18 protein-coding genes are annotated in these 23,556 nt (G+C 70.9%); 8 read left to right on the top strand and 10 right to left on the bottom strand.

Features of this window, described 5'->3' with window-relative positions:
• Window positions 1-29 precede the first annotated feature (29 nt).
• Entirely contained in the window at window positions 30-2,615 is a 2,586-nt protein-coding gene (locus tag HJD23_RS23960; RefSeq protein WP_171114606.1) for a bifunctional FO biosynthesis protein CofGH, read from the bottom strand.
• A 38-nt stretch (window positions 2,616-2,653) separates the two neighbouring features.
• Complete coding sequence (locus HJD23_RS23955; protein WP_171114607.1) at window positions 2,654-3,502, bottom strand: LLM class F420-dependent oxidoreductase; 849 nt, start codon at window positions 3,500-3,502, stop codon at window positions 2,654-2,656.
• Between the two features lie 133 nt (window positions 3,503-3,635).
• Here HJD23_RS23955 and HJD23_RS23950 point away from each other — a divergent pair, with 133 nt between their 5' ends.
• Window positions 3,636-5,153: a CehA/McbA family metallohydrolase gene (locus HJD23_RS23950; RefSeq protein ID WP_171114608.1), complete on the top strand. Its 1,518-nt coding sequence runs from the start codon at window positions 3,636-3,638 to the stop codon at window positions 5,151-5,153.
• 481 nt (window positions 5,154-5,634) lie between these two features.
• Entirely contained in the window at window positions 5,635-6,168 is a 534-nt protein-coding gene (locus HJD23_RS23945; RefSeq protein ID WP_171114609.1) for an NUDIX hydrolase, read from the top strand.
• Here HJD23_RS23945 and HJD23_RS23940 read toward each other — a convergent pair.
• The gene (locus HJD23_RS23940; protein ID WP_171114610.1) at window positions 6,146-7,486 is read right to left on the bottom strand and encodes a hypothetical protein; all 1,341 of its coding nucleotides are present in this window, start codon (window positions 7,484-7,486) and stop codon (window positions 6,146-6,148) included. The two genes, HJD23_RS23945 and HJD23_RS23940, sit on opposite strands and share 23 nt — an antisense overlap.
• 124 nt (window positions 7,487-7,610) lie before the next feature.
• Between HJD23_RS23940 and HJD23_RS23935 the strand changes: the two genes are divergently transcribed.
• The 3 genes from HJD23_RS23935 to HJD23_RS23925 all read left to right on the top strand — a co-directional run bounded on the left by HJD23_RS23935 (window position 7,611) and on the right by HJD23_RS23925 (window position 9,448).
• Window positions 7,611-7,841, top strand: coding sequence for a hypothetical protein (locus HJD23_RS23935; protein WP_240980795.1), 231 nt, complete (start codon window positions 7,611-7,613; stop codon window positions 7,839-7,841).
• Window positions 7,842-8,096: 255 nt separating this feature from the next.
• Window positions 8,097-8,540, top strand: a complete 444-nt coding sequence (locus HJD23_RS23930) for a hypothetical protein (protein ID WP_171114612.1) — start codon at window positions 8,097-8,099, stop codon at window positions 8,538-8,540.
• 71 nt (window positions 8,541-8,611) lie between these two features.
• On the top strand, window positions 8,612-9,448 hold the full coding sequence (locus HJD23_RS23925) for a protein kinase (protein WP_171114613.1): 837 nt from the start codon (window positions 8,612-8,614) through the stop codon (window positions 9,446-9,448).
• Window positions 9,449-9,950: 502 nt separating this feature from the next.
• On the opposite strand, the gene HJD23_RS23920 is transcribed toward HJD23_RS23925, so the two are convergent.
• Window positions 9,951-10,778, bottom strand: a complete 828-nt coding sequence (locus HJD23_RS23920; RefSeq protein ID WP_171114614.1) for an endonuclease/exonuclease/phosphatase family protein — start codon at window positions 10,776-10,778, stop codon at window positions 9,951-9,953.
• A gap of 80 nt (window positions 10,779-10,858) precedes the next feature.
• On the opposite strand from HJD23_RS23920, the gene HJD23_RS23915 reads away from it, so the two are divergent.
• On the top strand, window positions 10,859-11,269 hold the full coding sequence (locus HJD23_RS23915) for a nitroreductase family deazaflavin-dependent oxidoreductase (protein WP_171114615.1): 411 nt from the start codon (window positions 10,859-10,861) through the stop codon (window positions 11,267-11,269).
• Window positions 11,270-11,338: 69 nt separating this feature from the next.
• A complete protein-coding gene (locus HJD23_RS23910) occupies window positions 11,339-12,754 on the top strand; it encodes an alpha/beta hydrolase (protein ID WP_171114616.1) in 1,416 nt (471 codons plus the stop codon).
• A 13-nt stretch (window positions 12,755-12,767) separates the two neighbouring features.
• Here the strand turns inward: HJD23_RS23910 and HJD23_RS23905 are convergent, their stop codons facing one another.
• From HJD23_RS23905 to HJD23_RS23880, 6 genes are all read right to left on the bottom strand, one after another.
• Window positions 12,768-14,213 carry an aldehyde dehydrogenase family protein gene (locus HJD23_RS23905; protein ID WP_171114617.1) on the bottom strand — a complete coding sequence of 482 codons (1,446 nt, stop codon included), beginning with the start codon at window positions 14,211-14,213 and terminating at the stop codon, window positions 12,768-12,770.
• Window positions 14,210-15,994, bottom strand: a complete 1,785-nt coding sequence (locus tag HJD23_RS23900) for a D-aminoacylase (protein ID WP_346770341.1) — start codon at window positions 15,992-15,994, stop codon at window positions 14,210-14,212. Before HJD23_RS23900 ends, HJD23_RS23905 begins: the two co-directional genes overlap by 4 nt.
• Complete coding sequence (locus tag HJD23_RS23895; protein WP_171114619.1) at window positions 15,963-17,081, bottom strand: LLM class flavin-dependent oxidoreductase; 1,119 nt, start codon at window positions 17,079-17,081, stop codon at window positions 15,963-15,965. Before HJD23_RS23895 ends, HJD23_RS23900 begins: the two co-directional genes overlap by 32 nt.
• A 113-nt stretch (window positions 17,082-17,194) precedes the next feature.
• Window positions 17,195-17,965: a glucose 1-dehydrogenase gene (locus tag HJD23_RS23890; protein ID WP_171114620.1), complete on the bottom strand. Its 771-nt coding sequence runs from the start codon at window positions 17,963-17,965 to the stop codon at window positions 17,195-17,197.
• A 3-nt stretch (window positions 17,966-17,968) separates the two neighbouring features.
• Window positions 17,969-18,925 carry an LLM class F420-dependent oxidoreductase gene (locus HJD23_RS23885; protein ID WP_171114621.1) on the bottom strand — a complete coding sequence of 319 codons (957 nt, stop codon included), beginning with the start codon at window positions 18,923-18,925 and terminating at the stop codon, window positions 17,969-17,971.
• The gene (locus HJD23_RS23880; protein ID WP_171114622.1) at window positions 18,922-20,154 is read right to left on the bottom strand and encodes an amidohydrolase family protein; all 1,233 of its coding nucleotides are present in this window, start codon (window positions 20,152-20,154) and stop codon (window positions 18,922-18,924) included. Before HJD23_RS23880 ends, HJD23_RS23885 begins: the two co-directional genes overlap by 4 nt.
• A 245-nt stretch (window positions 20,155-20,399) precedes the next feature.
• Here HJD23_RS23880 and HJD23_RS23875 point away from each other — a divergent pair, with 245 nt between their 5' ends.
• Window positions 20,400-23,345 carry a BTAD domain-containing putative transcriptional regulator gene (locus HJD23_RS23875; protein WP_171114623.1) on the top strand — a complete coding sequence of 982 codons (2,946 nt, stop codon included), beginning with the start codon at window positions 20,400-20,402 and terminating at the stop codon, window positions 23,343-23,345.
• The last annotated feature ends 211 nt before the right edge of the window (window positions 23,346-23,556 follow it).

Below are 23,556 nucleotides of genomic sequence, written 5' to 3'. Positions count from 1 at the left end.
CGTACTGTGCGTGCCTGAACGCCCCTCCGTCAGTCCAGCACCGGCAGCAACTCCGGCAGATGCCCGTCCGAGGCTGCCGCGGCCTTTTGCCGTTCCTCCGGGACCTCCCCGTACAGCGTCGTGCGGGGGCGGGACGGGCGGCCCGCCGCCTCCGCCACCGCCACCAGGTCGCGGACCGACTTGTACGATCCGTAGGACGAGCCCGCCATGCGGGAGATCGTCTCCTCCATCAACGTGCCGCCCAGGTCGTTCGCACCGGAGCGGAGCATTTCCGCCGCGCCGTCCGTGCCCAGTTTCACCCAGCTTGTCTGGATGTTGGGGATCCAGGGATGCAGGAGCAGGCGGGCCATGGCCGTGACCGCCCTGTTGTCCCTCGTCGACGGGCCGGGCCTGGCGATGCCCGCCAGGTACACCGGTGCGTTCGTGTGGATGAACGGGAGCGTGACGAACTCCGTGAAGCCGCCCGTGCGCTGCTGTATGCGGGCCAGCGTGCGCAGGTGGCCCAGCCAGTGGCGGGGCTGGTCCACGTGGCCGTACATCATCGTGGAGGAGGAGCGGATGCCCAGTTCGTGGGCCGTGGTGACGACCTCGATCCACGTGGCCGTGGGCAGCTTGCCCTTCGTCAGCACCCAGCGGACCTCGTCGTCCAGGATCTCCGCCGCCGTACCCGGGACGGAGTCCAGGCCCGCCTCCTTCGCCGCCGTCAGCCACTCCCGGATCGACATGCCGGTGCGGGTCGCGCCGTTCACCACCTCCATCGGGGAGAAGGCGTGCACATGCATGCCGGGGACCCGGGACTTCACCGCCTTCGCGATGTCGAAGTACGCCGTCCCGGGCAGGTCCGGGTGGATGCCGCCCTGCATGCAGACCTCCACCGCGCCCACGTCCCACGCCTGTTGGGCGCGGTCCGCCACCTGGTCCAGCGACAGCGTGTACGCGTCGGCGTCGGTGCGGCGCTGCGCGAAGGCGCAGAAGCGGCAGCCGGTGTAGCAGACGTTGGTGAAGTTGATGTTGCGGGTGACGATGTACGTCACGTCGTCGCCGACGGCCGACTTGCGCACGTCGTCCGCCACACGGCACAGCGCGTCCAGCGCCGGCCCGTCCGCGTGCAGCAGCGCCAGCGCCTCCTCGTCCGTCAGGCGTGTCGGGTCGTCCGCCGCCGTCGCCAGCGCCGCGCGCACGTCCGTGTCGATGCGCTCCGGGACCATCCCGGGGGCGGCCGCCTCGCGCAGGGCGCCCCAGTCGCCGTACACCTCGTCGAAGTCGTCGCGGCGGTCGGACGTACGGCCCTCGGTGTCGATCGTGGCGTGCAGGTCCGTACGACCGGACGGCACGAACGCCTCGTCCGGCTCCTGCCACGGGTGACCCTCGACGACCGCGTCCTGGCGGGCCAGGCCCGTCTCCGGGTCGGCCAGGGCCGCCACGTGCGGGCGCAGCCTCGGATCCAGCCAGGGCTCGCCGCGGCGGACGAACTCCGGGTACACGCAGAGACGTTCCCGCAGCTCGAAACCGGCGGCCGCGGACTTCGCCGCCAGTTCCTCGATCTGCGGCCAGGGGCGTTCCGGGTTCACATGGTCGATGGTCAGCGGGGAGACGCCGCCCCAGTCGTCGATCCCGGCGCCGATCAGCCGCTCGTACTCCGCGTCCACCAGGTTCGGCGGGGCCTGCAGACAGGCCGCCGGGCCCATGATGTGCCGGGCCACCGCCACCGTCGCGACCAGCTCGTCCAGCTCCGCGTCCGGCATGCCGCGCATCGCCGTGTCCGGCTTGGCGCGGAAGTTCTGGATGATCAGTTCCTGGATGCCGTGGTACGCCCGGGAGACGCGGCGCAGCGCGAACAGGGACTCGGCGCGCTCCTCGTACGTCTCGCCGATGCCGATCAGGATCCCGGACGTGAAGGGGACGGACGACCGTCCCGCGTCCTCCAACACCCGCAGGCGTACGGCGGGTTCCTTGTCCGGGGAGCCGTAGTGCGGGCCGCCGGGCTCAGACCAGAGGCGGGTCGCCGTCGTCTCCAGCATCATGCCCATGCTCGGCGCCACGGGCTTCAGACGCTGGAAGTCGGTCCACGTCAGCACGCCCGGGTTGAGGTGAGGGAGCAGGCCCGTCTCCTCCAGGATGCGGATGGAGATGGCGCGGACGTAGGCGATGGTGTCGTCGTAGCCGTGCGCGTCGAGCCATTCGCGCGCCTCCGGCCAGCGGTCCTCGGGCTTGTCGCCGAGGGTGATGAGGGCTTCCTTGCAGCCGAGCGCGGCTCCGCGCCGGGCGATGTCGAGGACTTCGTCCGGGGACATGAACATTCCGTGTCCCGCCCGGCGCAGCTTGCCGGGGACGGTGACGAACGTGCAGTAGTGGCACTTGTCCCGGCACAGCCGGGTCAGGGGGATGAAGACGCTCTTCGAGTACGTGATGACGCCGGGGCGGCCGGCCGCTTCCAGTCCCGCGTCCCGCACCCGGGCGGCGGACGCGGCGAGGTCGTCGAGGGCCTCGCCGCGGGCCTGGAGCAGTACGGCCGCCTCGGTGACGTCGAGGGCGACGCCGTCACGGGCGCGTTTGAGGGCGCGACGCAGGGAGTTCTCGGTGGGGCCGGTTCCGGAGGTCGCGGAAGTCGTCATCCTTCGAGGATACGGTCGGGCTGATCAGCGCCGGGAAGTCAGCCCAGGAAGGCGCCGTACCCGTCCAACGCCCGCAGCACCTCCGCCTCCCCGGCCGGCGGCAGTTGCACCACGACCTCCTCGATGCCCAGCTCCGCGTAGTGCGCGAGCTTGCCCGGGGTGGGGTGGACGGCGTACGGGACGACCTGGAGGGCGGACGGGTCGCGGCCCGCGTCGGACCACGCGGCGCGGAGCACTGGCAGCGACTCGGACAGGCCGCGCCCGCCGATCGGCAGCCAGCCGTCGGCGTACTCGCAGATGTGCGCGATCAGCTTCGGGCCCGCGGCGCCGCCGACGAGCGTGCGGGGCCCCACGACCGGCCCGCGCGGCTTCTGCACCGGCTTGGGGTGGGCGTGGCTGGCGCGCACGCCGCCGAACTCGCCCTCGTACGCGGTGGGTTCCTCCGACCACAGCGCGCGCATCAACGCCATCCGGTCCCGGACCAGCTCCCGCCGCGCCTGCCACTCCACGCCGTGGTCGTCGGCCTCCTCGACGTTCCAGCCGAAGCCGACGCCAAGGGTGAACCGGCCGCCGGAGAGGTGGTCGAGGGTCGCGATCTGCTTGGCCAGGGCGATCGGGTCGTGCTGGGCGACCAGCGTGATACCGGTGCCGAGACCGAGGCGCTCGGTGACGGCGGCGGCCTGGCCGAGGGCGACGAAGGGGTCGAGGGTGCGGCCGTACTCGGGGGGCAGGTCGCCGCCCGCCGGGTACGGGGTGGTCCGCTCGACCGGGATATGGGTGTGCTCGGGCAGGTACAGCCCGGCGAAGCCCCGCTGCTCCAGCTCGCGGGCGAGCCGGGTCGGGGTGATGGTCTCGTCCGTGAGGAAGATGGTGACGGCGATGCGCATGTCCCCTCTCTACCCAGGGATGCGCCAGCTGTCCATACCAACCGGTCGGCATCAGGCCGGGAGTGTGGGCGCGCAAGGGCACAATCCCCTTGCGTTGTTACCGAGTTCACGCCGTCCGCCCATCCTGGTCCGCATGTGTGACGACGACGCAGGGATCGGAAGACGCACGCTGTTCGTGACGGGTGCCGCCGCCGCGCTTAAGCTCTCGGGTGTGAGCTTCGCGTCGGCCACGGGCCAGCAGCAGACGAGGACCGTACGGGGCACACTCCCGCCCGGTTCACCCGACTTCGTGTACGTACCGGTGGACATCCCCTCCGGCGTACGGGAGCTCAAGGTCGCCTACACCTACGACCGCCCGTCCGTCCCCTCCGGCACCGCGGGCAACGCCCTCGACATCGGCGTCTTCGACGAACGCGGCACCGAGCTGGGCGGCCGTGGCTTCCGGGGCTGGTCGGGCGGGGCGCGCACGGAGTTCTTCCTCCGCGCGGACGAGGCGACCCCCGGCTACCTCCCGGGTCCGGTGCGGCGCGGCACCTGGCACATCGCGCTGGGCCCGTACACGGTGGCGCCGCAGGGGCTGACGTACGAGATCACGATCACGCTGACGTACGGCGAACCCGGTGCCGCCGCCGAGCCGGCGTACCCGCCGGACCGGGCGAAGGGCCGGGGCCGGGACTGGTACCGGGGCGACTGCCATCTGCACTCCTGGTACTCCGACGGCCGCCGCACCCCCGCCGAGATCGGGGCGCTGGCGCGGGCCGCGGGCCTGGACTTCATCAACAGCTCGGAGCACAACACGCACTCCGCGCACGCCCACTGGGCGGACGTCGCGGGCGACGACCTGCTGGTGATGCTGGGCGAGGAGGTCACGACGCGCAACGGTCACGTGGTCGCGCTCGGCACCGACCCCGGCACCTTCGTCGACTGGCGCTACCGGGCCCGCGACAACCGCTACGGCCGGTTCGCCCGCCGGATCCGCGAGGCGGGAGGCCTGGTCGTCCCGGCCCACCCGCACGCCACCTGCATCGGCTGCAACTGGAAGTTCGGCTTCGGCGAGGCGGACGCCATCGAGGTGTGGAACGGTCCCTGGACGCCCGACGACGAGATGGCGCTGGCCGACTGGGACAGCATGCTGGTCTCGTCCGTGCGGAACGAGGGACGTCAGGCGGGGCGGGACTGGATCCCGGCGATGGGCAGCAGCGACGCCCACCGGGACCCGGACGTCGTCGGCCGCCCGCAGACCGTCGTCCTCGCCGACGACCTGACCCGGGAGGCGATCCAGGAGGGCATCCGCGCGGGGCGTTCGTACGTCGCCGAGTCGGCGAACGTGTCGCTGTCCTTCACGGCGTCCGGCGGGCGGGGGGAACACGCCGGTATCGGCGAGCGGTTGAGGGCCGACCGGGACACGCCGGTGACCGTGCGGCTGGAGGTGAGCGGGGCCCCGCGGTGCGTCGTGCGGTTCGTCACCGACCAGGGCGTCCTGCACACGAGCGCACCGCTGCCGGTGGCGGGTTCGGGGGTCGTGGAGTGGCGTACGACGCCGTCGTACGCGGCGTACGTACGGGCGGAGTTGCGGCACGAGGCGGCGGTGGGGCCGTTGCCGGGGGCGTTGGCGGCGTTCACGAACCCGATCTTCTTGGGGGACACGTGAGTCAGGTGGCTCGACGGAGTCACGGGCCAGGGCTGTCGTGTACGTGTACTCCACAGAGGGGGGCCGCCAGCCGGGGATCTCACGGCCCACCGCCGGGTCGCGGCGGATGGCCACGAGCGCTTCGCGGACGACGTCCCGCTCCCCCTCCGTCAGGTCGCCGAACGCCTTCCGAGCGGGCTCGGCCTCCTCCAACGGGACCTCGTTTCAAGACCGTTCCCTTCGGCCGCTCGGGCGGCCCCCCTCAACGCTACGAACGCATCACGCAAGATTTGGAACGGCAAGCAGGTGTGGGAGTCGCACACCGCCAAAGTCGGTGGCGAAGACATGACCGTCTACCAGTCCTCATGGGGGTGGGTGATCGGGTAACACTGTTCTGCTGACCCGCCGTCATTTCGTCACTTTGACGTGAATAGTGTTGAGTCCCACTGGGTGCGCCGTGTCGGTCTGAGATCCTGGAGGCCGATCGAGAGGGGCCGCAGGTATGGAGTGGAAGACCCACGGCGAGCGACAGGTCTATACCAACAAGTGGGTGAATCTGTGTCTGGTCGACGTCCAGCAGCCTGATGGGCGCAGGTGGGAGTACCACGTCGTTCGCCTCCGGCACTTGGCCGTGGCCGCCGTTGTCAACAATCGCCGAGAGGTGCTGATGATGTGGCGGCATCGCTTCATCACGGACTCGTGGGCCTGGGAGTTGCCCATGGGCCTGGTCGAGGAGGGCGAAACCCCGGAAGAGGCGGCGGCCCGCGAAGTCCTGGAAGAGACGGGCTGGCGCCCTGGCCCCATCAAGCCCCTGATCTACGCCGAGCCCGCCAACGGGATCACCGACTCGCAGCACCACGTCTTTCGCGTCGATGGCGCGACCTACGCCGGGCCGCCCACGGAGAAGAACGAGTCCGACCGCATTGAGTGGATTCCCCTCTCTGAGATCCGGGGCATGATCGACCGCCGGGAGATCGTGAGCAGTGGCTCGCTCGTGGGTCTGCTGTACCTGCTCATGGACGAAGCGACCCGCTGACCGGAGGTAAAAGTTCCCGTAGGCGCGACTCGAAGGCCAGCGCCACGGGCTCCTGCCTGTGCGGAGCCAACTGCCCGTAGAACTCCCTGAGATGGCCCGACACACGCTCAGAGGCCACGGCCGACGCCGGTTCCAGCGCTTGCGTGGCGGTGTGGCATGTCTGGTCGAGCTTGCCCTGGCCCAACTGCGTCCGTGCCAGCCAGAACGAATGAAAGGCGCGGCCTCGCTGGTTGGTGCGTTTCTCCCGCCGCAGGGCATCCGCGATCAAGGGTTCAGCGGTCGCCGCTTCACCCAGTTGGCCATGTGCAATGCCCGTGTCCACGATGAGCTTCGGCTCGTCGAAGTACGTCACCCATGACGGGTCCGGGTCGCTCGACCGGATCTGCTCGAAATGGCGGTGCGCTTCACCGATCGCCCGGTGCGTATCGTCGCGATTCCCGAGGGTGGCATGGGCGAACGCTTCCCGCATGGACAGCATCGACAGGACGCGCGGGGTCGTGCCGAGTGCCGAACGGGCCTGGTCCTGGGCGGCTGTCACGAGTGCCAGGGAGTCCGCGGGCTTGTCCTGGTAGGTGGCCTGCAAGCTCATGCACGCGAGGACGTTGGCCATGAACTGCCGGTCGTCGATCTCCTTGGCCAGGTGCAGGGCCTCAGTGAAGTACGCGCGGGCCTGGTTGTACTGGCGGGCGTCGAAGTACGTCCAGCCGGTGAGGCGTGCCAACTCGGCAGCGATACCGAACAGGCCGTTCTGGATGGACGGCGGCCGGTTCTCCTTCAGGAGGCCGACGACATACCGGAGCTGGCCGACGATGGCCGGCCTCAGCGCCTCGCCACCGTGCTGGTCGTCTCGTCGCCAGTAGTCCTCGATGGAGGAGCGGAACGCTTCGAGGGTTGCTGCGCTGAGCTTGGATCGCGTGGCCAGAGCCAAGATGCTGTCGACATCGGGGCCTGGCAGTGACGCGGGGGTCTGCTGCTCGGGCTCCGGCAGTTGCGGCGCCTCTCGCTCAGAGACCATGAGGGCCTGAGGCGTCTCCCACGGTCTACGGGCAAGCCCCAGCATGTGGCCAGGGATGCGCAAGCCGTCCGAGATCCGCTCGATGACGTCCATGTGCTGCAACTTACGTCGTCCTGCGATGACTTCGCCGACACGGCTCGGCGTCAGGTCGCAGCGCCGGGCGATCATCGACGGATAGATCCCGGCCCTGGTCTTCACCAGCCGGAAGACTCTGGCGAAGTCTCGTACCCGGCACGCATCGATCATCTCCGGATCGGTGAGCAGCCTGGCAGGCAGTTCCTGCGGCCGGTCGGCGTCGGGCATTGGGTGGCTCCCCACTGCGAGGGCTACGCAACGTCGCTGGGTCTCTACTTCCCGCAATGTTACCCAAGTTGGGTAATCAGCCTGACCTTTCCGCCGTGGTGCCCAGATCGCGATGCTCCTGGACATGGCGAGCAACCAGCAGACCAGACCAGGCATCGGTGAACTGGCAAAGGACACCGCCAGTGGACGTATCGGCGCCGTCATGGGTGAGGTCGGCGGCCGTGTGCAGATAAGGCCGATCGGCGGCGGCACGGAGTGGGACGCCATTCCGGGCAACGTGAAGCCGCCGAGTGCGCGGGAGGAACTGAGCGCGCGCCTGGCCATCCGGAACGGCAACAGTCGGGACGGGCTGTGATGCGGGCCATCGGCCGGTACGCCGGAGTCCTGTTCATCGTCATGATCAGTGGGTCGTGCGGCCTGGTGATCGGCATGGCTCTCGCCATCGGCCAGTAGACCGGTCACCCCGGACGGGTGCCAGTTTCCTTGGCTCCCCCCTTTCCCCGTCCGGGGTGGCCTCCCAAGCCCGCCTCTTGGTCGTTCTCAGGTCAAGACTCGGCGACTGATGCGGGCGGCAAGTGCCAAGCACCGCCATACACAAGGGAGTAGTCGCATGACGGCAACGGCGAACGATCAGAAGACCGGTCGCGCGGTGGCTGGTGAGGAGCTCTTCGAAAGCCTCACCCACTTCGTGGTCGTCCACAACGGGCAGTCCCGCGAGCGGGCCGAGCGGATCGCGGACCAGGCGGTGGCCTTCGTGGTCACGGCGGCCACCGCCACCGTCCCCATGGTCCCGTCGGACGACGTGGACCTCGGCCTGCACGCGCTCATCCTGCACACCAAGGAGTACGCCGCACTCTGCAAGCAGTACGCGGGCCGCTTCCTCCACCACAACCCGGCACCGGGCGGTGGGGCCCGCGACCCCGAGAAGGTCGCCGCCTCGGCGCGCGCCATGAAGGCGGCCGGGTTCATGGTCTTCGATGACCTGTGGACCGTGGATGGCACGAACCTGGCGCAGTGCGACTCGGACTGCGGCCGGCCATACGGTCAGGCGTAGCAACACGACAGCAGCGGCGCGGCCGGCCTCAGCTCCTGGTCGGCCGCGTTCGTCCGGAAGGAGAAGAGACGTTGTCCGGGTCATCCCCTGAACTGCCGATCGTGGTGCTCGACGCACTGATGCCCACGACTCAGCGCCTCGTCGTGGACCGCCGTGGCTCCATGGTGTGGGAGGTCGAAAGCCATCGGGGCCACTACGCCGTGAAGGTCGGCTACCCGATCGGGGCCACGGCCCACTGGCCCGCCCAGCCCTGGACCGCGCTCGCACCCGCGCGCGAGGGAGCCGTTCTGCATCGTCTCGGCTTCGATGACTTCGCGTACGGCGAGTGGGAGCGCGGGACGTGGAACTTCCAGCCGTGGCGCGAAGGGCCGGACTTGTACCAGCTGTGGGAGCCCTGCCGTAGGCAGGACTCGTCCGTCGAACCGCCCGCCAGTGTCGCGCTCGGTTGTGTCGAGGCGCTGGCCGAACTCCACGCAAAGGGCTGGTCCCACGGTGACGTACAACCCGCTCACTTCATCATCGGGCCGGAGCGGACTCACCTCATCGATCTAGCCCTGGCTCGGGGCGGACATGTGCCCGAGGGGTACGACTTCCCGTTCCGCGGCTGCCTCGTCCACTACGAGGCGCCGGAGATCGCGCGCAGCGTGCTCGCGACAGGAGAAGCCGAACCGACGCAGGAAGCCGACATCTACGCGCTCGGCGCGTCCCTCCTCATCTCCGCCACCGGCTGGCGAGCTGTCGAGTATCCGGACGACGCTCCGCGCCCCGTCCAGAGAGAGGCCGTGGCAAGCGGCAAGCGTCGTCCCGTGAAAGCCCCCGGTGAGCTGGGCGAGTTGATCGACGCAATGCTCAGCTATGCCCCAGAAGACCGGCCGACCATCTACGAGGTGGGCAAAGCCCTGAGCTGACTCCCAATAGCGAAGACCGGACCACCCACAGCCTGGACAGCATCACGGGTGGTCCGGTCGCGGAATCCCTGGTCAGGACCCCGGTGCCGATGGTACGGGGGCGGTTGGCGTGCTCGGATGCGGGTGCTCCTGCAACTCCCGGCTTCGCGTTGTCGAGCTGGAGAGGGGTCCTGACCTGAGCCACCGAAAGTCAGCCACGGCGGCGGGTACGCCGAAAGAGCACCGTCACGTGTGTCTCCAGCAACCCCGCCGGCCTCTGCCGGGGGGCCGCCGGAGCGGTGGCGGAGACAAGGAGCGGCGGCCACGGGCCGCCAGCGCGCGCGGCCCGCCGTAGGAGGGCGAATTTCTACTTCCGAATGGATCAGGAATTTGGAATCGACTCTGGGGCCCTGAAAAGTGTTGCCGAAACGACCTCGGCGGAGGCGGTGGGATTTGAACCCACGGTGACATCGCTGCCACGACGGTTTCACGCGCCGCTGCCTCCGGCTCGTGCACGCTGATCTCACGCCGCGGGCGGCCCGGCCAGGTCCGCGACCACCGCCGCGTGGTCCGAGGGCCAGACGCCGTCCACCGGGCCGTCGCCCGCCCGGCGGACCGACCGGACGTGGCCGAGGCCGTCCGGGCCGGGTGGGCCGACGTGGATGTAGTCGATGCGGGCACCGGGGTACCGGCCGGGGGCGACGTACGGGTTCGCCGGGTCCCAGGTGTGGGACGGGGCGTTCGGGTCGGCGTACTCCCAGGCGTCGAGGAGGACCTGGCGGGGGACGGCCGGGGCGGTCCGGTAGCCGCCGAAGAGGCGGATCTCGTCGGAGTCGGGCCAGGCGTTGAAGTCGCCGGTGACGACCGGCGGGAAGGGCGTGCCGCCGCAGTGCAGGGCGACGAACTCGGCGAGCGCGGCGACCTGACGGCAGCGGGTCGCCGAGGCGTGCAGGGCGGAGGTGAGGTGGGTGGTGAAGAAGGGCACCGGGTAGGAGGGTGTGGCCAGGCGGGTGTAGAGAGCGAGGCGGCCGTCGTTGACGTCCCTGGGCGCCGGGAGCGGGAGGAGGGCCTGTTCGGTGACGGGCCAGCGACTGAGGACGGCGTTGCCGATACCGACGGTGGGGTCGCCGATGCGGCGCTGCCAGCGCTCGGGGGCGTACGAGGGGGCCCAGGTCCAGTGCAGGCCGAGTTCGCCGGCCAGCCACTCGGCGAGGTTCTCACCGCCCGCGTCCCACACCTCCTGCAGGCCAACGACATCGGGACGCAGCTCGCGCAGCGCGCCGAGGATCGCCTTCTGCCGCTCCGCCCAGGGCCCGAACCGCCACCACAGGTTCCAGGTCACGACCCGCATGCCCACCGTCCTCGTCGCACCGCGTCCGAGGACCATTGAAGCAACAACCACCCCGTTACGACACAGGAGACCTCACGCCGATGAGCCGGATCGACGACCTCAGATTCCGCACCACCACGACCATCCAGCGCCGCCTCGTGAACCCCGTCCTGCGCCGGATCCCCCTCCAGACCCTCCTGGAGACCACGGGCCGCGTCTCCGGTCTCCCCCGCCGCACCCCGGTCGGCGGCCGCCGCGTCGGCGACTCCTTCTGGCTGGTCTCGGAATTCGGCGACCGCTCCCAGTACGTCCGCAACATCCGCGCCAACCCCAGGGTGCGGGTACGGCTCGGCGGCCGGTGGTACGAGGGGACCGCCCACCTCCTGCCCGACGACGACCCGAAGGCCCGGCTGCGCGCCCTGCCGTTCCTGAACAGCGCGGCGGTACGGGCGATCGGCACGGAACTGCTGACGGTGCGGGTGGATCTGGCCGACGGCGACGCCCGCGCCTGACGGCCGTTCGGGGGAGGCCGGTGCGTGGCGTGCCGGGGCCCGGGCATCGGAGTCGTACTTTCACTTCGTATGAAGGATGTCTCCGGAGAGGGTGCGCCCGCGCCCACGCCCACGCCCACCCGCCGCACCGCGCTCGCCGGGCTCGCCGGCGCCGCCGGGGCCGCACTGGCCGCCGGGTGCACCGCGTCGAGCGCGAGCGCGCCCACACCCAGCCCCACGGGCACGGGCGCCACCCCGGCAGGCGGCCCCACGCCCGGGGTGATGACGCTGTTCAAGGACCCGGAGTTCAACTTCAACGGGCTGTGGGCACTCGGTGGCTCCGGTGCCGGCGCCGGAGAGGTGGGCGAGGTGCTCACCGCCGTCAACGCGATCAACAAGGCGGGCCTGTCCGCGCAGTCGTACGTCGAGACCTTCAAAAAGCTCGGCGACCGGCTGAGGACGGCGCCCCAGGGCAGCAAGCCCGACGACCAGACCACGCGGTGGCGGGCGCTGCGGGCCGCGCAGTACTACGGCCAGGCCCTGTTCTACGTCCTCGGCTCCGACGACCCGGGCAGCGAGGAGCAGCTGTACCAGGCCGGACGCGGCGCCTGGGACAAGTTCTGCGAGCTGTGCGACCCGGCGCCGGTGCGGACGAACGTCCCGTACGGGAAGACGCCGCTGCCCGTGTGGTTCTTCCGGCCGGACGAGTCCGAACGGCGCCGCCCCACCGTGATCCTCACGAACGGCAGCGACGGACAGAACGTCGACATGTGGACCTACGGCGTCCCGGCCGCCCTGGACCGCGGCTGGAACGCCCTCGTGTACGACGGACCGGGCCAGGGGCAGTTGCTCTTCGTGAACCGGGTGGTCTTCACGCCGACCTGGGAGAAGGTCGTCGGCCCGCTCGTCGACTGGCTGGTCGCCCGTCCGGACGTGGACCCCGACCGGATCGCCCTGACCGGGCTGAGCATGGCGGGCGACCTGGCGCCCCGGGCGGCGGCCTTCGAGGACCGGCTCGCCGCCGTGGTGGCGATGCCCGGCTGTCTGACGCCCTGGCTGGGCTTCCCTCCGGAGATCCGGGAGATCCTCACCCCGAACAAGGAGGAGACCAACAACATCTGGAACAAGGAGGTCGTTCCCGAGCTGCCCGCCGCCGATGCCGCGACGATGAAGAAGCGCTTCGAGCCCTTCTCCGTACCGGCCATGCTCGCCGCCCGCGAGGGCAGGATGTTCACCGACTTCTACACGCCCGCGAAGCGCATCCAGGCACTGGACATCACGAACGTGGTGCGCCGCATCAAGGTGCCCGCGCTGGTCCTGGACTACGAGGACGAACAGTTCTACCCCGGCCAGGCACGCCAGATGTTCGAGAGGCTGACCTCGCCGAAGGACTACGTGAAACTCACCGCGGCCACCGGCGCGCAGCTGCACTGCTCCCCCATGGCCCCGCAGCAGCACGGCGAGGTCGTCTTCGACTGGCTGGACGAGACACTGGCCGACCGTTAGATGCAGGGGATCCTCATCCCGGCCACACGATCGCCTGCACCTCGCTGTACGCGTGCAGGGCGTAGGAGCCGACGTCCCGGCCCACGCCGCTCTTCTTGAAGCCGCCGAAGGGTGCCTCCATGTTGCGGCCGACGGTGTTGATGCCGACGCCGCCCGCCCGTAGACGGCGGGCGACGCGGAAGGCGCGGGCCACGTCGGCGGACCAGACGTAGTCGATGAGGCCGTAGTCGCTGTCGTTGGCCAGGGCCACGCCCTCCTCCTCGTCGTCGAAGGGGATGACGACGACCACCGGGCCGAAGATCTCCTCCCGGGCCACGCGCATGTCGTTCGTGCAGTCGGCCAGGAGGGTCGGGGACACATAGAAACCGCCGTCCAGGGGCGGTCGTTCGCCGCCGGTCACGACCGTCGCGCCTTCTTTGCGGCCGAGTTCGACGTACGACTCCACGCGGTCCCGGTGTGCGGCGGAGATCAGGGGGCCGACGACCGTGTCCCGCTCACGCGGGTCGCCGACCTTCAACCGCCCTGCGTACGCGGCGAGTTGCTCCACCAGGCGGTCGTACACCCCCCGCTGCGCCAGCACCCGCGTCGGTGCCGTGCAGATCTGGCCGCTGTAGAAGGAGAACGTCGTGCCGATGCCCATGACCGCCGAGCCGAGGTCGGCGTCGTCGAAGACGAGCGCCGCGCCCTTGCCGCCCAGCTCCATCAACTGGCGTTTCATCGACCGCCCGCACACCTCGGCGATGCGCTGTCCGACGGCCGTGGAGCCGGTGAAGCTGACCATGTCGACGTCGGGCGAGGCGACGGCGGCCTCCCCGACCTCCACCGATCGTCCCGAGATCACGTTCACCACGCCCGGCGGAGCCCCCGCCTCCGCCAGCGCCTCCGCCATCCGGTACACGGACAGCGGGTCCTGCGGGGCCGGTTTCACCACCACCGTGTTGCCCATCGCCAGGGCCGGGGCGACCTTGCCGGCCGTGTTCGCCCAGGGGTTGTTGTACGAGGTGATGCAGGTGACGACCCCGACCGGCTGGCGCACGGCCAGTGCCCCCATCACGCCCGCCTTCCCCATCGGACCGGCCTCGTTGATCTGCGGGGGAACGGGCCACTCGGCCGGTTCGGCCCTGGCGTACCGGCGGAAGCGCGCCGCCGCGACGCCCACCTGCATCCCGCGTGCCGTTCCGGTCGTCGCGCCCGTCTCGGCCTGGGCCAGTCCGGCGTACGGCACGAGGCGGGCCCGGATGATCTCCGCGGCCCGCCCCAGCACCGCCGCCCGCTCCTCCGGGGGCGTCGCCGACCACGCCCCGAAGGCCGCGCGCGCCGCCATGCACGCCGCGTGCACCTGATCCCGCGAGGCCTCCGGCGCCCACCCGACGGTCTGCTCGGTCGCCGGGTCGGTCACCTCGTAGTGACCGCCGTCCGGCTCGACCCACGTCCCGCCGATGAACAGCCGCCGGTTCACCGGGTGCTCACCGTCCGGGTGTCCCGCCCGGACCGCAGCACCCGCCCCAGCACCGCGCCCGTCACCACGTCGTCCCGGATCGCCTCGACGCCGTTGACCCAGACCGCCCGTATGCCGACGGCCCTGGAGTCGAGCCGCGGGCTGTCCCCCGGCAGGTCGTGCACCAGGGTGGCCGTACCGGCGTCGATGCGTTCCGGGTCGAGGAGGACCAGGTCCGCGTGGTAGCCCTCCCGGACCCGGCCGCGGTCCCGGAGTCCGAAGAGCCGGGCCGGATCGTCGGTCAGCATCCTCACCGCCTGCTCCAGCCCCACCAGTTTCCGGCCGCGCAGACAGTCCCCGAGGAAGCGGGTCGTGTACGGCGCTCCGCACATGCGGTCCAGATGCGCGCCCGCGTCCGAGCCGCCGAGCAGGACGTCCTCGTGCTGCCAGGTCTCGGCGCGCAGCGCCCAGGACGCGGGGTCGTTGTCGGTGGGCATGGGCCACAGGACCGTCCGCAGATCGTCGTTCGCGCAGATGTCGACCAGGCAGGCGAAGGGGTCCTGCCCGCGCTCCGCCGCGATCTCCCGTACGACCCTCCCCGTCAGCCCGGCGTTCTGCGCGCTGTACGTGTCGCCGATGACGTACCGCCCGAAGTCCGTCAGCCGCCGGAAGACGCCCGCCTCCTTGGACGCGGCCCGCTTGAGCATCCCGGCGCGTACGTCCGCGTCGCGAAGCTTCCGGATCCGCTCGGGCACGGGCAGGCCCAGGATCTCTCCCCACCCCGGGATGAGGTTGAGCGCGCAGAAGGTACCGAGGGACATGTTCATCGGCGTGAGAATCGGCATGGTCAGCGCAACGACCCGGCCGCCCGCCTTCCGGGCCCGCTCACTGGCCAGCAGCTGCCTCGGCACCCGCTGCGGGACCGCCGCGTCGATCGTCAGGACGTTCCAGTTCAGCGGGCGCCCGGCCGCCGCGCTCATCTCCACCAGCAGCTCGATCTCGGCGTCGCTGAACTGATCCAGGCACCCCGCGACGATCGCCTCGATCTGCGTCCCCTCGTGCTCTCCGACCGCCCGCGAGAGCGCCAGCAACTCGGCGGGCTCGGCGTGCCGCGAGGCGACCGGCTGCCCGTCGCCGTCGGAGTGGGTGGACGACTGGGTGGTGGACAGCCCCCACGCCCCGGCGTCCATGGCGTCGTGCAGCAGCCGCACCATGGCGGCGAGCTGGTCGTCGGTGGGCTGTCCGCCTACGGCGTCCGTCCCCATGACGTACCGCCGCAGCGCGCAATGCCCCACCATGAACCCGGCGTTGACGGCGATCCGCCCCTCCAGGGCATCCAGATACTCCCCGAACCCGTGCCAGCTCCAGGGCGCGCCCTCCTCCAACGCGACCAGCGACATCCCCTCGACCTTGGACATCATGCGGCGGGTGTAGTCGGCGTCCTCGGGTCGGGCGGGGTTGAGCGGGGCCAGTGTGAAACCGCAGTTGCCCGCCGCGACGGTCGTCACCCCGTGATTGAGGGACGGGGTCGCGTACGGGTCCCAGAAAAGCTGGGCGTCGTAGTGGGTGTGGGGGTCGACGAAGCCGGGGGTGAGGACGAGGCCGTGCGCGTCCTCGGTCGTGCGGGCGGCCTCGCTGATCTTCCCGATACTGACGATCCGCCCGTCCCTTATCCCGACATCGGCGGTGTAAGCAGCAGCACCGGTCCCATCGACGACGGCGGCACCTTTGATGACGTGATCGAGCATGGGGTTCACCTGCCCTCCGCTCTCAGGCCCCTTGCCGGAACCGCGAAGTCCGATGCACAGGATCCGTATCGATCTTCGGAATCACGTGCTCCCCGATCAACCGGATCGTCTGCAACGTCTCCTCCTTCGGCACCCCCACCGGCAACCCGAAGCTCAACTGATCCGCCCCCGCCTGCTCCCAGCGCTTGCACTGCCGCAGCACCTCGTCCGGATCGCCACAGATCAGCAGCTCCTCCTCGATGAGCACCTCGACGAACTCCGCCGTGTACTCCGGCAACGTCTCCGGCCACACCGGAAACCCCTCGGGCCGCGGAAACGTGTCGTGGTACCGGAAGACGAGCGACGGCAGGTAATGCAGCCCGCCCCCGACAGCGATCCGGATCGCCTCCTCGTGCGTCGGCGCACAGATCGCGGTCGTCGTCACCATCACGTTGTCGTTGACGAAGTCCCCCACCGGCTCCGCGTCCACGGCCGCCGTCTTGTACTGCTCCAGCACCCACTCCATGTCGGACACCTTCTGCACGCTGAAGCCCAGCACCCCGAGCCCCTTCTTCGCCGCCATGGCGTACGACGGCGGCGACCCGGCCGCGTACCACATCGCGGGGTGCGACTTCCCGTACGGCTTCGGCAGCACCTTCCTCGGCGGCAGCGACCAGTGCTTGCCCTGGAAGCCGGCGTACTCGTCCTGGAGCCACATCTTCGGGAATTCGGCGATGGTCTCTTCCCAGATCTCCTTGGTGTAGTTCATATCGGTGACACCCGGTATGAACCCGAGGATCTCGTGCGATCCGGCACCCCGCCCGCTGCCGAACTCGAAGCGGCCCTCGGAGAGGTGGTCGAGCATGGCGACCTTCTCGGCGACCTTCACCGGGTGGTTGACCTGGGCGAGCGGGTTGAAGATGCCGGAGCCGAGGTGGATGCGCTCGGTGGCGTGCGCAAGGTAGCCGAGGAACACGTCGTTGGCGGAGAGGTGCGAGTACTCCTCCAGGAAGTGGTGCTCGGACGCCCAGGCGTACTTGAAGCCCGACCGGTCCGCCTCGATGACGTACTCGGTCTCCTCCATCAGCGCCTTGTGCTCGGCGAGCGGGTCGGTCTCGGCGCGCTTGCCCACGTATCCCTGTACAAAGAGCCCGAATTCCACGGAGGTTCACCGTCCCTCTGTCTCATGAACGAGGCTTTTCTGACGAGTCGTCAGATCACCTGGTTCGCCGACTGTCGCACCGCCCGCTCGCACCGTCAATAGCTGACAGTCAGTCAGATGACCGAGACCCCGGCCAGCCACCCACCGTCGATCACGAACGGCTGCCCCGTGATGTACGAGGAGTCGTCGCAGGTCAGGAAGAGCGCGAGCCGGGCCACCTCCTCCGGCCGCCCGACCCTGCCCAGCGGCACCAGCCTGCGGTACAGCCCGTCGAGGGCCTCGCGCGTCTCCTCGGGGTCCGCGTCCGGGTCCAGGCGGGCCGGGTTGGACATCGCCGTGTCGACGGCGCCGGGGCACACGGCGTTGACTCGGATCCCGCGGTGGGCCAGCTCCAGGGCGGCGACGCGGGTGAGGCCGAGGACGGCATGCTTGGTCGCCGCGTACGTGCCGACGGCGGCCATCCCGGTCATCCCCGTGTACGACGCGGTGTTGACGATCGTGCCGCCGTCCGCCATCTGCGGGGCCACCGTCCGGATACCGAGGAAGCAGCCGACCTGGTTGACCCGCACGACCTCCATGAACTCCTCCAGGGGCGTGTCCACCAGGGCGTTGAAGCGCAGGATGCCCGCGTTGTTGACGAGCCCGTCGATCCGGCCGTACGCCTCCTTGGCGGCGGCCACGGCGGCGGACCACTGATCCTCACGGCGCACGTCGAGATGGACGTACCGCGCCCCGATCTCCTTGGCGAGGGCCTCGCCCTGGTCGTCGAGCACGTCGGTGACCACGACCTCGGCGCCCTCCTCCCGGAACAGCCGGGCCTCCTGCTCCCCCTGCCCGCGCGCCGCGCCGGTGACGATCACGACACGTCCGTCCAGTTTGCCCATGTCTCAGTCCTCCGAAAGCAGCGGGCCGATGTCGCTCCCGAACGCCTCGATCTGGTCGGTGAGTTCGGCGCGGCTCCGGCTGCGCAGCCGCACCTGGATCTGGTGCACGCCCATCGCCCGGTACGCCCGCAGCGACTCGGCGAGGGCGTCGGGCGGGCCGGTGAGCGTCCGCCGTCCGACGTCCCAGGCAGGCGTGCCGACGTACAGCGGCTCGGCGATCGCGCCGACGGTGAACGGTGCCTCACCGCATCCCTGAGCGGCTGCGCCGCGGGCCGCCTCCGCGCGCAGCCGTCGCAGGGCGGCGATCTGCTGCGGCAGCCGGTCACGGGGGTCGCCCTGCGGCAGCCAGCCGTCCCCCTTGAGCGCGGCCCGGCGCACGGCCGCCGGGGACGATCCGCCCACCCAGAGGGGGATGTGCGACTGGGCGGGCCGGGGCCGCTGGCCGAGCCCCTCGAAGTCGTACAGCTTCCCGTGGTGCACGGGGAACTCCTCCGGCCCGAGCGCGGCCCGCAGCGCGTCGATCGTCTCGTCGAGCACGGCCCCGCGCTGCCGGAAGTCCACCCCGAGCGCCTCGAACTCCTCCGCCACGTGCCCGGCCCCGACGCCGAGGATCAGGCGACCCCCGCTGAGGTGATCGAGGGTGGCGTACTGCTTGGCGGTGAGGAGCGGGTGGCGCAGGCCGACGACGGCGACGTGGGAGAGCAGCCGGACGCGTTCGGTGACGGCCGCCAGGTGGGCGAGGGTGGCCACGGGGTCGTACCAGACCGTGCTCATCGCGGAGGCGAGACGGCGCGGGACGGCGACGTGGTCGCAGCAGGCGAGGTAGTCGAAACCGGCCCGGTCGGCGGCGCGCGCGATCGCCACGAGGTCCTCGGGGCCCGCCCCGGCCTCCCAGGGCTCGGCGTAGATCGTGCTCTGGGACTGGACCGGGAGCTGGATGCCGTAGCGGAGTCGGCTCATGGTGCCCACAGGCCGTCCTCCGTCAGCCCCAGCAGCTCGATGGCGTTGCGGCGGACGATCCGTTCGACCGTGTCCGCGTCCAGGTGAGCCATCTGCGCCTCGCCGACCTCCCTCGACTTCGGCCAGGTGGAGTCGGAGTGGGGGTAGTCGGTCTCGTACAGGACGTTGCCGACGCCGATCGAGTCCAGGTTCCTCAGCCCGAAGGCGTCGTCGAAGAAGCACCCGTAGACGTGCTCGGCGAACAGCTCGGACGGCGGTCGGTGGACCTTCTCGGCGACGCCGCCCCAGCCGCGGTTCTCCTCCCAGACGACGTCGGCGCGCTCCAGGATGTACGGGATCCAGCCGATCTGCCCTTCCGCGTACATGACCTTGAGGTTCGGGAAGCGCTCGAACTTGCCGCTCATCAGCCAGTCGACCATCGAGAAGCAGCAGTTGGCGAAGGTGATGGTGGAGCCGACGGCGGGCGGGGCGTCGGCGGAGGTGGAGGGCATACGGCTGCTGGAGCCGATGTGCATCGCGACGACCGTGCCGGTCTCGTCGCAGGCGGCGAGGAAGGGGTCCCAGTCGTCGGTGTGGACGGAGGGGAGCCCGAGGTGCGGGGGTATCTCGGAGAAGGCGACGGCGCGGACACCGCGAGCCGCGTTACGACGGACTTCGGCGGCCGCCAGCTCGGCGTCCCAGAGGGGGATGAGGGTGAGGGGGATGAGCCGCCCCTGCGCGTCCGGCCCGCACCACTCCTCCACCATCCAGTCGTTGTAGGCGCGGACGCAGAGCAGGCCGAGCTCGTGGTCCTTGGCCTCGGTGAAGGTCTGGCCGCAGAAGCGGGGGAAGGTGGGGAAGCAGAGGGCGGACTGGACGTGGTTGACGTCCATGTCGGCGAGGCGGGCGGGGACGTCGTACGACCCCGGGCGCATCTGCTCGTACGTGATGACCTCCAGCTTGATCTCGTCCCGGTCGTACCCCACGGCGGTGTCGAGGCGCGTGAGGGGCCGATGGAGATCCTCGTAGATCCACCAGTCGCCGATGGGCCCGTCGTCGCCGGGCCGGCCCATGACGGGCTTGAAGCGGCCGCCGAGGAAGCTCATCTCCTTCAGCGGGGCGCGGACTGTGCGGGGGCCGGTGTCGGCGTACTTCTTGGGGAGGCGGTCCTGCCAGACGTTCGGGGGTTCGACGGTGTGGTCGTCGACGGAGATGATCCGGGGGAATTGGGTGTCCATGGGGGTGTCCATGGGGGCACGGTAGCGCTGATCTGACGCACCGTCAGCTATCTGATCCGCGGCCGGGGGTGTATCTCGGACGCCCCTTCGTGCTCAGGTCAGTGCGGACGTGTGCGAAGAGGGTGTGTGGGGCTTGTGGGATCCCGTGCACCCAGCTGTGACTGCGGTCTCGGCAGCTGACGCATCTGCCATGTGCAAGGCAAACTGACAGGGTTGCTCAACTGGCAGGGTTGCTCAGAGGCCCTAGGGGGACGGCTATGGACGGGGTGCCGGCACAGCGGCGTCCGGGCGGTACGGAGGAGCCCGTCGCGCTGCGCTTCGGTGTGCTCGGGCCGGTGCGTGCCTGGCGTGGCGGCGAGCCGCTCGCCACGGGTTCCCCGCAGCAACGCGCCCTGCTGGCCGCGCTGCTGCTGCGCGAGGGCCGTACGGCGACCGCGGCGCAGCTGATCGACGCGCTGTGGGGCGCGGAGCCGCCGTCGCAGGCGCTGGCGGCGGTACGGACGTATGCCTCGCGGCTGCGGAAGGCACTGCACCCCGACGTCCTGGTGAGCGAGTCCGGCGGCTACGCGATCCGGTCGGTCGGGGACGGCGCCCTGGACCTGGCGGTGGCGCAGGACCTGGCGGCGGACGCGGAGAAGGCGCGGGGCGCCGGGGATCCGGGCCGGGCGCGGCAGCTGCTGGGGCGGGCCCTGGAGCTGTGGGACGGGGAGGCGCTGGCGGGCGTGCCGGGGCCGTACGCCGAGACGCAGCGCGTACGGCTGGAGGAGTGGCGGCTGCAACTCCTCGAAACCCGCCTGGACCTGGACCTGGAACAGGGCTGCCACGCCGAGGCCGTCTCCGAACTGACCGCCCTGACCGCGGCGCACCCGCTCCGGGAGCGGCTGCGGGAGCTGCTGATGCTGGCGCTGTACCGGTCGGGCCGGCAGGCGGAGGCGCTGGCGGTGTACGCCGACACCCGGCGCCTGCTGGCGGACGAACTGGGCGTGGACCCACGGCCGGGGCTACGGGAGTTGCAGCAGCGGATCCTGACGGCGGACCCCGGGCTGGCGGAGCCGTCGGCGCCGGCCACGGAACCGCCCGCGCCCCCGGTCCGCCCGGCGCAACTTCCCGCGACCGTCCCCGACTTCACCGGCCGCACGTCCTTCGTCACCGAGCTGAGCGAAGTGCTGGCGTCGGCGGAGGGCCGCGTGATGGCCGTCTCCGCGGTGGCCGGGATCGGCGGGGTCGGCAAGACGACCCTCGCGGTCCATGTGGCCCACCAGGCGCGGTCGGCGTTCCCGGACGGGCAGTTGTACGTCGATCTGCAGGGCGCCGGTCCACGGGCGGCGGAGCCGGAGACGGTACTCGGCTCCTTCCTCCGGGCTCTCGGCACGCCCGACTCGGCGATCCCGGACTCGCTTCAGGAGCGCGCGGCGCTGTACCGCTCCGTCCTGGACGGCCGCCGGGTCCTGGTACTCCTGGACAACGCCCGGGACGCAGCCCAGGTACGGCCCCTGCTGCCCGGCACGGAGGGGTGCGCGGCGCTGGTGACGTCCCGGGTGCGGATGGTGGACCTCGCCGGGGCGCACCTGGTCGACCTGGACGTGATGTCCCCCGACGAGGCGCTGTCCCTCTTCACGAAGATCGTGGGCGAGGAGCGGGTCGCCGCCGAACGGGAGGCGGCGCTGGACGTGGTCGCGGCCTGCGGGTTCCTCCCGCTCGCGATCCGCATCGCCGCGTCCCGCCTCGCGGCCCGCCGCACCTGGACGGTCTCGGTCCTGGCGGCGAAGCTCGCGGACGAACGCCGCCGACTGGACGAACTCCAGGCCGGCGACCTGGCGGTGAAGGCCACCTTCGAACTCGGCTACGGCCAACTGGAGCCCGCCCAGGCCCGCGCGTTCCGCCTCCTGGGCCTGGCCGACGGGCCGGACATCTCGCTGGCCGGGGCGGCGGCGGTGCTGGATCTGACAGCGGAGGAGACGGAGGACCTGCTGGAGTCCCTCGTCGACATGTCACTCCTCGAATCGGCGGCACCCGGCCGCTACCGCTACCACGACCTCGTACGCCTCTACGCCCGCGCATGCGCCGAACGGGACGAACACCCGCCGAGCGAGCAGGGAACGGCGATGTCACGGCTGCTCGACTTCTACCTGGCCACGGCGGCGGGCGTGTACGCCATCGAGCGGCCCGGAGACCGGCTGGTGGACCACCTCGCGGCCACCGACCGCCCCGGCCTCACCTTCCCGGACCACGCATCCGCCCGGGACTGGCTCTACACCGAGGCCAACTGCCTGCTGGCGTTCGCCCGGCAGTGCGCCGGCCGGCCGGACAGCCTCCGCCGGGCCATCGACCTGCTGTGGGCCGCGCACGACCTCTCGGAGTCCGGGGCCAACTCCCGGGAGTACGAGGCCACGGCGAAGGCCCTGCTGGACGCCGCCCAACAGGTCGGCGTGGCGCAGGAGGAGGCGCGGGCCCTCATGACGCTGGCCCACGCCCATCTGGACGCCGGGCGGTTCGACATGGCCGACCGGGAAGCCGAGCAGGTCATCCGCCGGGCCCGCGAGGCGGCGGACCTGCTGCCCGTGTGCTGGGCCCACAACGCCCGCGGTGTCATCGCGCTGTACCAGAACCGCAACTCGGAGGGCGAGGAACACCTCTCCCAGGCCATCGAGCACTTCCGCACCCTCGGAGACCGGCCGGGCGAGGCCAGCGCCCTGTGCAACCTCTCCCGGATCCACCTCGCGACCGGGCGTACGCAGAGCGCCGTCACCCTGGCGCAGGAGGGCATGGAGATCTACGACCTCATGGGGAACTCCATGCGCGGCGCCAACGGCCGCTACGCCCTGGGCATGGCGCTCACGCAGAGCGGACAGCTCGACGCGGCGGCCGACCGGCTGCTGGAGGCGCTGGCGGTCTTCCGCGACAGCCGTCAGCGGCTGTGGGAGGGCATGACCCTCTTCCGCCTGGCCGAGGTCGACATCGCAGGGCGTCGCTTCCCGCAGGCGGCGGCGAACGCGGAGATGGCGCTGACCGTGCTGCGCGGCATCGGCGGCGAGTGGCGCCGGGCCAACGTCCTCACCGTCCTCGGCCGCGCGCTCTCCGGCATCGGTCACACCGGACGCGCCCAGGTCTGCTGGCAGGAAGCGGTCCGCGTCTACGAGGAGTTGGACTCCCCGGAGGCCACCGAGGTGCGCGCGCTGATGACGCCCCTGCGAGCGGCCTGAAGGCCTGCCTCGCCGGACGTGTTCATCATTCGTTTATCGCCCCGAGCCATCCTTCTTCCACGGCCCGGATCCGTCGTGTCAGGGGGCAGACGGGTCCGCCGTAACGGGCCGCCGTCCGACTAACCAAGGTGAGCGGCCCGGGACGCCCGTCACGGTCACCCTCGGGGGAGTGACCGGGCGGGCCGGCCCCCAAGCCACGGCCCAACTCCGA

The organism is Streptomyces sp. Z423-1 (assembly GCF_013009255.1).
Lineage (GTDB): Bacteria > Actinomycetota > Actinomycetes > Streptomycetales > Streptomycetaceae > Streptomyces > Streptomyces gossypiisoli.
This window is presented reverse-complemented; position numbering and strand designations above follow the sequence as displayed.